At 61.3% G+C, this 11,506-nt stretch carries 9 protein-coding genes and 1 pseudogene; 9 read left to right on the top strand and 1 reads right to left on the bottom strand.

Annotated elements, in window-relative coordinates:
• The 7 genes and pseudogenes from ACI2KK_RS23510 to glmS form a co-directional block, all read left to right on the top strand.
• Positions 1-590 (top strand): annotated as a pseudogene (locus ACI2KK_RS23510) (F0F1 ATP synthase subunit alpha); the annotation flags it as partial.
• Between the two features lie 48 nt (positions 591-638).
• Positions 639-1,499 carry a F0F1 ATP synthase subunit gamma gene (gene atpG, locus ACI2KK_RS23505; protein WP_003253195.1) on the top strand — a complete coding sequence of 287 codons (861 nt, stop codon included), beginning with the start codon at positions 639-641 and terminating at the stop codon, positions 1,497-1,499.
• Positions 1,500-1,526: 27 nt separating this feature from the next.
• Positions 1,527-2,903 carry a F0F1 ATP synthase subunit beta gene (gene atpD / locus ACI2KK_RS23500; protein WP_016489910.1) on the top strand — a complete coding sequence of 459 codons (1,377 nt, stop codon included), beginning with the start codon at positions 1,527-1,529 and terminating at the stop codon, positions 2,901-2,903.
• Between the two features lie 44 nt (positions 2,904-2,947).
• Positions 2,948-3,367, top strand: a complete 420-nt coding sequence (locus ACI2KK_RS23495; RefSeq protein ID WP_217841068.1) for a F0F1 ATP synthase subunit epsilon — start codon at positions 2,948-2,950, stop codon at positions 3,365-3,367.
• A 121-nt stretch (positions 3,368-3,488) separates the two neighbouring features.
• Complete coding sequence (gene glmU / locus ACI2KK_RS23490) at positions 3,489-4,856, top strand: bifunctional UDP-N-acetylglucosamine diphosphorylase/glucosamine-1-phosphate N-acetyltransferase GlmU (protein ID WP_404670819.1); 1,368 nt, start codon at positions 3,489-3,491, stop codon at positions 4,854-4,856.
• Positions 4,857-5,221: 365 nt separating this feature from the next.
• Positions 5,222-5,989: a DeoR/GlpR family DNA-binding transcription regulator gene (locus ACI2KK_RS23485; RefSeq protein ID WP_369988864.1), complete on the top strand. Its 768-nt coding sequence runs from the start codon at positions 5,222-5,224 to the stop codon at positions 5,987-5,989.
• A 12-nt stretch (positions 5,990-6,001) separates the two neighbouring features.
• Positions 6,002-7,834 (top strand): glutamine--fructose-6-phosphate transaminase (isomerizing), encoded by a 1,833-nt coding sequence (glmS, locus tag ACI2KK_RS23480; protein ID WP_404670818.1) that lies wholly within the window; start codon positions 6,002-6,004, stop codon positions 7,832-7,834.
• 211 nt (positions 7,835-8,045) lie between these two features.
• Here glmS and ACI2KK_RS23475 read toward each other — a convergent pair whose 3' ends face one another.
• Entirely contained in the window at positions 8,046-9,131 is a 1,086-nt protein-coding gene (locus tag ACI2KK_RS23475) for a type VI immunity family protein (RefSeq protein WP_404670817.1), read from the bottom strand.
• 154 nt (positions 9,132-9,285) lie between these two features.
• Here ACI2KK_RS23475 and ACI2KK_RS23470 point away from each other — a divergent pair, with 154 nt between their 5' ends.
• Together ACI2KK_RS23470 and ACI2KK_RS23465 are read left to right on the top strand one after the other, a co-directional pair.
• The gene (locus ACI2KK_RS23470; RefSeq protein ID WP_404670816.1) at positions 9,286-9,747 is read left to right on the top strand and encodes a hypothetical protein; all 462 of its coding nucleotides are present in this window, start codon (positions 9,286-9,288) and stop codon (positions 9,745-9,747) included.
• A gap of 366 nt (positions 9,748-10,113) precedes the next feature.
• Positions 10,114-11,409 (top strand): MFS transporter, encoded by a 1,296-nt coding sequence (locus ACI2KK_RS23465; protein ID WP_404670815.1) that lies wholly within the window; start codon positions 10,114-10,116, stop codon positions 11,407-11,409.
• Positions 11,410-11,506 lie beyond the last annotated feature (97 nt).

The raw sequence follows: 11,506 nt of genomic DNA, 5'->3' as shown, positions 1-11,506 counted from the left end.
CCGGCAAAACCGGGTCCCTGCCCGCTCTGCCGATCAGCGAACCCCAGGCTGGCGACGTTTCCGCGTTCGTTCCGACCAACGTGATCTCGATCACCGACGGTCAGATCTTCCTGGAATCGGCCATGTTCAACTCGGGCATCCGCCCTGCAGTGAACGCCGGTGTTTCGGTATCGCGTGTTGGTGGTGCCGCTCAGACCAAGATCATCAAGAAACTGTCCGGTGGTATCCGTACCGCTCTGGCTCAGTACCGTGAACTGGCAGCATTCGCCCAGTTCGCTTCCGATCTGGACGAAGCGACCCGCAAGCAGCTGGAGCATGGTCAGCGCGTTACCGAGCTGATGAAGCAGAAGCAGTACGCGCCAATGTCGATCGCCGACATGGCCCTGTCGCTGTACGCCGCTGAGCGTGGTTTCCTGACTGACGTAGAAGTCTCCAAGGTCGGCAGCTTCGAGCAAGCGCTGATTGCCTTCTTCAACCGTGATCACGCCGAACTGATGGCCAAGATCAACGTGAAGGGTGACTTCAACGACGAAATCGACGCTGGCATGAAAGCCGGTATCGAGAAGTTCAAGGCCACCCAGACCTGGTAAGCCGCAGCGGGGGCTCCGGCCCCCGCTTGCTAACCTGATAGGTGATACATGGCAGGCGCAAAAGAGATTCGCAGTAAGATTGCGAGCATCAAAAGCACGCAAAAAATTACCAGCGCCATGGAGAAAGTGGCGGTCAGCAAAATGCGCAAGGCACAAATGCGCATGGCTGCTAGCCGTCCTTACGCGGAGCGTATCCGCCAGGTGATCGGTCATCTGGCCAACGCCAACCCGGAATACCGCCACCCGTTCATGATCGAGCGCCCTGTAAAGCGCGCCGGTTATATCGTGGTGAGCAGTGACCGTGGTCTGTGCGGTGGCTTGAATACCAACCTGTTCAAGGCCCTGGTCAAGGACATGAGCGCAAACCGCGAACAGGGCGTGGAAATCGACCTGTGCGTGATCGGCAGCAAGGGTGCGACTTTCTTCCGCATCTTTGGCGGCAACGTCGTAGCCGCGATCAGCCACCTGGGCGAAGAGCCATCGATCAACGATCTGATCGGCTCCGTCAAAGTGATGCTGGACGCCTACCTGGACGGCCGTATCGATCGCCTTTCGGTGGTTTCGAACAAGTTCATCAACACCATGACCCAAAAACCGACGGTAGAGCAATTGGTACCGTTGGTGGCAACCCCGGATCAGGATCTCAAGCATCACTGGGATTACCTGTACGAACCCGACGCAAAAGAGCTGCTGGACGGCTTGATGGTGCGTTACGTGGAGTCGCAGGTATACCAGGCGGTGGTCGAGAACAACGCTGCTGAACAAGCGGCCCGGATGATCGCCATGAAGAACGCCACAGACAACGCCGGTGATTTGATCAAAGAGCTGCAATTGATCTACAACAAGGCGCGTCAGGCTGCGATCACCCAGGAGATCTCGGAAATCGTCGGCGGCGCTGCCGCGGTTTAACGGTTCAAAAATTCAGAGGATCCAGCTATGAGTAGCGGACGTATCGTTCAAATCATCGGCGCCGTCATCGACGTGGAATTCCCACGTGACGTCGTGCCGAGTGTTTACAACGCGCTGAAAGTACAAGGCGCGGAAACCACCCTGGAAGTTCAGCAGCAGCTGGGCGACGGCGTGGTTCGTACCATTGCGATGGGCTCGACCGAAGGCCTGAAGCGCGGTCTGGATGTCGTCGACACCGGCGCTGCCATTTCCGTTCCTGTTGGTAAGGCCACCCTCGGCCGTATCATGGACGTACTGGGCAACCCGATCGACGAAGCCGGCCCGATCGGCGAAGAAGAGCGTCGCGGTATCCACCAGCCAGCGCCTTCGTTCGCTGACCAGGCAGGCGGCAACGACCTGCTGGAAACCGGCATCAAGGTTATCGACCTGGTTTGCCCGTTCGCCAAGGGTGGTAAGGTTGGTCTGTTCGGTGGTGCTGGTGTCGGCAAGACCGTAAACATGATGGAACTGATCCGTAACATCGCCATGGAACACAGCGGTTACTCCGTGTTCGCTGGTGTGGGTGAGCGTACTCGTGAGGGTAACGACTTCTACCACGAGATGAAGGACTCCAACGTTCTCGACAAGGTAGCGCTGGTCTACGGTCAGATGAACGAGCCACCAGGAAACCGTCTGCGCGTAGCGCTGACCGGCCTGACCATGGCTGAGAAGTTCCGTGACGAAGGTAACGACGTTCTGCTGTTCGTCGACAACATCTATCGTTACACCCTGGCCGGTACCGAAGTATCCGCGCTGCTGGGCCGTATGCCTTCGGCAGTAGGTTACCAGCCGACCCTGGCCGAAGAGATGGGCGTTCTGCAAGAGCGCATCACTTCGACCAAAGAAGGCTCGATCACCTCCGTCCAGGCCGTATACGTACCTGCGGACGACCTGACCGACCCGTCGCCAGCCACCACCTTCGCCCACTTGGACGCCACCGTCGTTCTGTCCCGTGACATCGCCTCCCTGGGTATCTACCCAGCGGTCGACCCACTGGACTCGACTTCGCGCCAGCTGGACCCGAACGTGATCGGCAACGAGCACTACGACACCGCGCGTGGCGTTCAGTATGTTCTGCAGCGCTACAAAGAGCTGAAAGACATCATCGCCATCCTGGGTATGGACGAGCTGTCCGAGACCGACAAGCAACTGGTAGCCCGCGCTCGTAAGATCCAGCGCTTCCTGTCGCAGCCGTTCTTCGTGGCCGAAGTCTTCACCGGTTCGCCAGGCAAGTACGTTTCGCTCAAGGACACCATCGCTGGCTTCAGCGGCATCCTCAAAGGTGACTACGACCACCTGCCAGAACAAGCGTTCTACATGGTCGGCAGCATCGACGAAGCGATCGAGAAAGCCAAGAAACTGTAATCCCGGCGCCCCGCAAGGGGCGCTAATCAGGTTGAGGCAAGCAGATGGCTATGACAGTCCATTGCGACATCGTCAGCGCGGAAGGAGAGATCTTCTCCGGCCTGGTCGAGATGGTAGTAGCGCACGGTAACCTGGGTGATCTTGGTATCGCTCCGGGCCACGCGCCGCTGATCACCAATCTCAAGCCTGGTCCGATCACGCTGACCAAGCAGGGTGGCACTCAAGAGGTGTTCTACATCTCCGGTGGCTTCCTCGAAGTGCAGCCGAACATGGTCAAGGTTCTTGCCGACACCGTGCAGCGTGCTGCCGACCTGGACGAAGCACAAGCTCAGGAAGCCCTCAAGGCTGCTGAGAACGCGCTGAACACCAAGGGCTCGGACTTCGACTACAGCGCTGCTGCTGCACGTCTGGCCGAGGCCGCAGCTCAGCTGCGTACTGTCCAGCAAATGCGCAGAGGCAAGTAACTGGCCACGGCCGGTCACCTGCATTGCGATTGAGTTAAAGGGTAGCCTCGGCTACCCTTTTTCTTTTTCTGAATTTCCCCTCTTCGGTCACCTCTGACCGCCCAGGATCGGTAGCCAGCCAATGTCCCTCGATATCGTCATTCTCGCCGCAGGCCAAGGCACCCGCATGCGCTCCGCGCTGCCCAAGGTGCTGCATCCGGTGGCCGGCAACTCCATGCTCGGCCATGTTATCCACAGCGCCCGCCAGCTGCAGCCCAAGGGTATCCACGTGGTCATCGGCCACGGCGCGGAGCTGGTGCGCGAGCGCCTGGCCGCCGATGACCTGAACTTCGTCCTGCAGGACAAGCAACTGGGTACCGGCCACGCCGTGGCCCAGGCCCTGCCGGCCATCAGCGCCGACACCGTACTGGTGCTGTACGGCGATGTGCCGCTGATCGAGGTGGACACCCTGCAGCGCCTGCTGGCCAAGGTCAGCGCCAGCCAGCTTGGCCTGCTGACGGTGAACCTCGCCGACCCCACCGGTTACGGCCGTATCGTGCGTGACGCCCAGGGCCAGGTGCAGGCGATCGTCGAGCACAAGGACGCCACTGAGGCGCAGAAGGCAATCAAAGAAGGCAACACCGGTATCCTCGCCATGCCCGCTGCGCGCCTGGCTGACTGGATGGGCCGGCTGTCCAACAACAACGCCCAGGGCGAGTACTACCTCACCGACGTGATCGCCATGGCCGTGGCCGATGGCCTGGTGGTGGCCACCGAGCAACCGCATGACGCCATGGAAGTGCAGGGCGCCAACGACCGCCGCCAGCTGGCAGAGCTTGAACGCCACTACCAGCTGCGCGAAGGCCGCCGCCTGATGGCCCAGGGCGTCACCCTGCGCGACCCGGCACGCTTCGATGTGCGCGGCGAGGTGAGTGTTGGCCGTGACGTGCTGATCGACATCAACGTGATTCTTGAAGGCAAGGTGGTCATCGAGGACGACGTGCAGATCGGCCCGAACTGCGTGATCAAGGACAGCACCCTGCGCAAGGGCGCGATCATCAAGGCCAACACCCACCTGGATGGCGCGGTGATGGGCGAGGGCAGCGATGCCGGCCCGTTCGCCCGCCTGCGCCCGGGCAGCGTGCTGGAGGCCAAGGCCCATGTGGGTAACTTTGTCGAGCTGAAGAACGCCCGCCTGGGCGAGGGCGCCAAGGCCGGCCACCTGACCTACCTGGGCGATGCCGACATCGGCGCGCGCAGCAACATCGGCGCCGGCACCATCACCTGCAACTACGATGGCGCCAACAAGTTCAAGACCGTCATGGGCGAGGACGTGTTCATCGGCTCCAACAACTCGCTGGTGGCGCCTGTGGAAATCCAGTCCGGGGCCACCACTGCCGCGGGCTCGACCATCACCCAGGCGGTGCCGGCCGGGCAGCTGGGCGTGGCCCGCGCCCGCCAGCGCAATATCGAAGGCTGGAAGCGGCCAGAGAAAATCAAAAAGAGCTGAGTTATCCACAGCGCTTTTTGCACAGGCCGGCTTATGTGAATAAGCCGGCCTTTTTATTTGTCCACAGGGCTCAATGCCTGATCAGGTGATCCCTGTGGGAGCAACTGTCTTGCTCAATCTCTAAAGCTGGGCACCGCGTCGTCATCTTCGCGGGTAAACCCGCTCCCACAGGATCGCACTAGGCGCGAATCAGGCGCCGTACCTGTGGGAGCGGCTATAGCCGCGAAGCAGGCGGCGCGGTGGATGGCACCGGCCTTGCCGGTGTTCGCGGCTGAAGCCGCTCCTACAGGGTAAGCACTTGACTAAATGCCTTCCTTAGGTTTTGATTGCACCACTTATCTTTCGAATCGAAACTTAAAGCCGAAATGTCGAAACGAAACACGCCCCAGCGCCGCCACAATATCCTCACCCTGCTCAACGAACAGGGCGAGGTGAGCGTCGACGCCCTGGCCAAGCGTTTCGAAACGTCCGAAGTGACCATTCGCAAGGACCTCGCCGCCCTGGAAGCCAACGGCCTGCTGCTGCGTCGCTACGGCGGGGCGGTGACCATGCCCCAGGAGCTGCTGGCCGAGACCGTGCAACCGGTGTCGTTGTACAAGCAGGCCATCGCCAAGGCTGCCGTGGAGCGCATTCGCGAGCACGCCCGGATCATCATCGACAGCGGCAGCACCACGGCGGCAATGATCCCGCAACTGGGGCGCCAGCCCGGCCTGGTGGTGATGACCAACTCGCTCAACGTGGCCCGCGCCATCAGCGAGCAGGAGCACGAGCCGGTGCTGTTGATGACCGGTGGCACCTGGGACCCGCATTCGGAGTCGTTCCAGGGCCAGGTGGCCGAGCAGGTGCTGCGCTCCTATGATTTCGACCAGCTGTTCATCGGTGCCGACGGCATCGACCTGGAGCGTGGCACCACCACCTTCAACGAGCTGCTGGGCCTGAGCCGGGTCATGGCCGAAGTAGCCCGCGAGGTGATCGTGATGGTCGAGTCCGACAAGGTCGGCCGCAAGATCCCCAACCTCGAGCTGCCCTGGGGCAGCGTCAATACCCTTATTACCGATGATCGCCTGCCTACGGAGGCACGCGACCGCATTCAAGCCCGCGGCATCAACCTGATCTGCGCCGCTATCAGCTAGGAGCAACATCTTATGTGTGGAATCGTGGGTGCCGTTGCCGAACGCAACATCACAGCCATTCTGATCGAAGGCCTCAAGCGCCTGGAATACCGCGGCTACGACAGCGCCGGCCTGGCCGTGCTGACCCAGCAGGGCCTGGAACGCCGCCGGCGCATTGGCAAGGTCGCCGAGCTGCAGGCCGCAGTCACCACCGACCCGCTGGCAGGCCAGCTGGGCATCGCCCACACCCGTTGGGCCACCCACGGCGCGCCGACCGAAGGCAACGCCCACCCGCATTTCTCCGGCCATGAAGTGGCGGTGGTGCACAACGGCATCATCGAGAACCACGAAGAGCTGCGTGACGAGCTCAAGGGCCTGGGCTACGTGTTCGCCTCGCAGACCGACACCGAGGTGATCGTGCACCTGCTGCACCACCTGCTCAAGACCACCCCGGACCTGACCGAAGCTCTCAAGGCTGCAGTCAAGCGCCTGCACGGCGCCTACGGCCTGGCGGTGATCAACGCCAACCAGCCCGACCGCCTGGTCGCCGCCCGCAGCGGCAGCCCGCTGGTAATCGGCCTGGGCCTGGGCGAGAACTTCCTGGCCTCCGACCAGCTGGCCCTGCGCCAGGTCACCGACCGCTTCATGTACCTCGAAGAAGGCGATATCGCCGAAATCCGCCGTGACCAGGTGCTGGTCTGGGACCAGGCCGGCAAGCCGGTGCAGCGCGAGACCGTGCAGCACAGCGAAGGCGCCGAAGCGGCCGACAAGGGCCAGTACCGCCACTTCATGCTCAAGGAAATCCACGAGCAGCCCTCGGTGGTGCAGCGCACCCTGGAAGGCCGCCTGGGCAAGGACCACGTGATGGTCCAGGCCTTCGGCCCGCAGGCTGCCGAGCTGTTCGCCAAGGTGCGCAACGTGCAGATCGTCGCCTGTGGTACCAGCTACCACGCCGGCATGGTTGCCCGTTACTGGCTGGAAAGCCTGGCCGGCATCCCTTGCCAGGTCGAAGTGGCCAGCGAGTTCCGCTACCGCAAGGTGGTGGTGCAGCCAGACACCCTGTTCGTGTCCATCTCCCAGTCCGGTGAAACCGCCGACACCCTGGCCGCCCTGCGCAACGCCAAGGAGCTGGGCTTCCTCGGCAGCCTGGCGATCTGCAACGTCGGCATCAGCTCGCTGGTGCGCGAGTCCGACCTGACCCTGCTGACCCTGGCCGGCCCGGAAATCGGCGTGGCTTCGACCAAGGCCTTCACCACCCAGCTGGTATCGCTGATGCTGCTGACCCTGGCCCTGGGCCAGGTGCGCGGCACCCTGGAAGATGGCGTCGAGGCCGAACTGGTCGAAGAGCTGCGCCGCCTGCCAGCGCGCCTGGGCGAAGCCCTGGCCATGGACCAGGTGGTGGAGAAAACCGCCGAGCTGTTCGCCGACAAGCACCACACCCTGTTCCTCGGCCGCGGCGCCCAGTACCCGGTGGCGATGGAAGGCGCGCTGAAGCTCAAGGAGATCTCCTACATCCACGCCGAAGCCTACCCGGCCGGCGAGCTCAAGCATGGCCCGCTGGCGCTGGTCGACAGCGACATGCCGGTAGTTACCGTGGCGCCGAACAACGAGCTGCTGGAAAAGCTCAAGTCCAACCTGCAGGAAGTGCGCGCCCGTGGCGGTGAGTTGGTGGTGTTCGCTGACGAGCAGGCCGGCATGAGCAATGGCGAAGGCACCCACGTGATCAAGGTGCCGCACATCGTCGATGCGCTGGCGCCGATTCTGTACACCATTCCGCTGCAGTTGCTGTCGTACTACGTGGCGGTGCTCAAGGGTACTGACGTGGACCAGCCGCGTAACCTGGCGAAGTCGGTGACAGTGGAGTAATACGGCCCGGTGTTCGGTACAGCTGGATTCTGAGAATTAAAACTGTCGCACCGCAATAAAAACTGTCGCTGACGGAGGGAGCCTTAACCGGCTCCCTTCTTCGTTGCGCCCATTCTTTTTCCGGGCCTTTGTAATAACTTCAATCTGCGACCATCGTCAGCGCTTTAGCACCGATCTCTTCATATGTCTGGTTACCCCGATGGTGAGCGCCTTACAAGCGCTCAGGCAGTGTATTGCTAACGTCCAGGCCGGGTTCACTGCCGAGCAGCCTGGCGCGCCAAGTCGGCAGATCATCCTCATTCACATCCAAACGCTTAAGCCATTGGTCAGCCGACCAGCCCACCAGTCGTAGCTCGCCGTCATGGGAGCCGCCGTGCAGTGAGCCGACTGTTTCGTACCGGATACCTTTGAGCGCATGGTTCAATAGGACGTAGGCAGCGGGCCTGGGGTCCTCGGCATCACCCCCTGCCGGGTAAGCACCGGCCTGAATTACCACACCAGCACCATAGTCGTAGAAAGCGAAATGGCTCGATGGCAGTTGTGCGCGCAGCGCCTCAAGGCCGCCGACCAAGGTTAGACGCTCGTGGTCGAGAACAGTCAGCCAATTGACAGTCTTGATTCTGATCGGTTTGAACTCGGGGGTGTTAGCCAAAAGGCTGGCTGTTCCGACATCAAGACCCGGCATGCGGGCAGCCATGAACGCCTCCGTCGGCTCGTTGGCGTCCCGATTAGTCACCGACAGATTGTAAGCGTGCCCGGCGTACCCCTGTTGCGCTGACAATCGCCGTGAAAAACTGCTGAACAAGCGGAGGAAGTCAAGCGGCCGCCGTTCCTGATAGAGCAAAGGTACGGAGAACTCCAGAATACTCAGGTCACGTCCGATCTTCGCTTCCCATGCAGCCTTTGCAACGATCTTGAATAGCCATGGGCTTGCATCGTTCGATTGCTTGCCGCTGGTGTAGTAGAAGCTCAGCGGGTAATCCTCGTCCATAGAGGCCAGCATTTCACGTAACGGTTTTGCATCGTCATACGCAGTCAGGGGTTTGCCCTCAGGAGGCTCTTCGCGCCAGAGCCAAGTGAGGTGAGGTTCTGCCTGATGCTTGAAATCGTCGAAACACTGGCTCAGTGCTTCGCGCACGAGGGAGGTATGCGCCTCCTTGAAATAAAGCGTGCCTCGTAGACAGAGCACTGCCCCGACATAATCCTGACGTCCGCCTTTCATCAGCAGGTTGCCTGGCATCTCCAGCAGGTGGGGAGATTTGGCCAGTTCTTCAGCTACGTTGAACTCAGGTTTCATGAGAACCTCTGCGAATTAATATGCGGGAATCGCCGGAAGCGGGGAGCGACCAGGAAGCGGTGTGGCCATCCGCGACAATTTTAATGCTCAAAAACCACAGTCCCTGGTTCCGCTAGGGGCTTTTTGTATCCAGTACGAGTAATCAAGGATGTTGATGAAACTGGCGCCGAAGAAGCGGCGCAACCCACGCAATTTTTATCTGAGTATCGCTGCTGTGTTGTTGATAACCGGCGTTGGCCGTTATTTCGCATACAAGGCCGAGCAGGAGAAGGTGGCGCAGCAGGCGCTGCTGAGCGAACGCCTCGCGCAGTTGAACGCGACGCTGCCCAGGCAGGTGGATGCCCTGACCACGCTTGAGTTCGTCGGTTTGACCTATGGCGACACGATGTTTTATCGCTACCGGATCAACCTGGCCGCGAGCAGCCTTTCCGATGAACGCAAGGCCAGCATGCAAGCGGGCATTCGTCGTGGCCTGGAGCAACTGGCGTGTAAAGAGCCGCAGCTGATGGCGGCGATGCGCAAGTTCAAGATTCACCAGGAACACTTCTATCTGGCCAGAAACACCTCGCTGTTTTCTGTCGAGCTGTATCCCGAGCAATTGAACTGCCAGGGCTGAACCAGGGTTTCTGACAGTCACTGAAGTAATCCCCCATGTGCCGTTAACTGGCAAAACGGGGGACGTGCCTCTGTCGGTGCTTGAGCAGATGTGAGCCCATCAGGCGCGTCTGAGGCGAGCATGCAAGGCTTTGCGCCATTTTTTGGTAGGCCCGGCCTCATCGCCGGCAAGCCGGCTCCTACAGGGGTGTGATCGTACAACTAGGATACGAACGCCCTCGAAACTCTGTAACGAGTCGGTTAACAAGATTTAGTTGTACGACGACCTATGACATGGCACTCTCTGGCTTGAAACAATTTGTCTCAAATGGCCCTGCCGGCCCTTGAGCCAATCACCACACCTCTAAAAACAAAAGCCAGGTGAACCATGAAGATCAAAGGCATCCGTTGGTGGATGGTCAGCCTTGTCACGGCTGGGCTCGTCGTCAACTACCTCGCCCGCAACACGCTGTCGGTGGCCGCGCCCACCTTGATGAGCGACCTCTCCATCAGTACCGAGCAATACGCCAAGATCGTCGCCGCCTGGCAGGTGTGCTACGCGCTGATGCAGCCGATCGCCGGCTGGTTCATCGACTTCATCGGCACCAAGCTGGGCTTTGCGGTGTTTGCCATGGCCTGGTCGGTGGCCTGTGCCGGTGCGGCGCTGGCCACGGGCTGGCAGAGCATGGCGTTCATGCGCGGGCTGTTGGGCATGACCGAGGCGGCGGGGCTGCCGGCCGGGGTCAAGGCCACCACCGAATGGTTCCCGGCCAAGGAACGCTCGGTGGCCATCGGCTGGTTCAACATCGGTTCATCGCTCGGCGCCTTGCTGGCGCCGCCGCTGGTGGTGTGGGCGATCCTGCACAGCGGCTGGCAGCTGGCGTTCGTGCTGGTGGGCGTTTCGGGCATTGTCTGGACCCTGCTGTGGATGCTGCTGTACAAGCACCCGCGGGACCAGAAACGCCTGAGCCATGAGGAGCGCGACTACATCCTTGCCGGCCAGGAAGCGCACTTCAAGCAAGAGGCCCGCGAGAAGGGCGCCTGGAAGCGTATCTTCAAGACCCGCAACTTCTACGCCATCGCCTCGGCGCGGATTCTGTCCGAGCCGGCCTGGCAGACCTTCAATGCCTGGATCCCGCTGTACCTGATGACCGAGCGGCACATGAACATCAAGGAAGTGGCGATGTTCGCCTGGCTGCCGTTCCTGGCGGCCGACATCGGCTGTGTGCTGGGTGGCTACCTGAGCCCGCTGTTCCACCGCTACTTCAAGGTGTCGTTGTTCACCTCGCGCAAGATGGTGCTGGTGTTCGGCGCCAGCTGCATGATCGGGCCGGCCTGCATCGGCTTGGTGGAAAGCCCCTATACCGCGATCCTGCTGCTGTGCATCGGCGGCTTTGCCCACCAGACGCTGTCGGGGGCGCTGTACTCGATCACCTCGGACTCGTTCAGCAAGGACCAGGTAGCCACGGCCACCGGCATGGGCGGGATGTGCGGCTATCTGGGGGCGGCGGTGTTCACCCTGGTGTTTGGCGTGCTGGTGACGCAGATCGGCTACAGCCCGCTGTTCGTGGTGCTGGCGGTGTTCGACGTGGTGGCTGCGGTGCTGGTGTGGAAGGTGGCGCGGGAAGTGTTGGCAGAGCCTGCCAAGCAGCCTGTGTCGGTGAATTCCGAGGCGCTGGCATAGCGCAGAACGTTAAGGGCAACTGCCTTGTGTGGGCTGTGCTGGCCTCATCGCCGGCAAGCCGGCTCCTACAGGTACAGCGCAGGCCAGACGGTCATGC

Origin of the sequence: Pseudomonas sp. NPDC089406 (assembly GCF_044900265.1) — a bacterium.
Taxonomy (GTDB): Bacteria; Pseudomonadota; Gammaproteobacteria; order Pseudomonadales; family Pseudomonadaceae; genus Aquipseudomonas; species Aquipseudomonas fakonensis.
The sequence above is the reverse complement of the archived record's forward strand: the minus strand, read 5'-3'. Positions and strand labels throughout refer to the sequence as shown.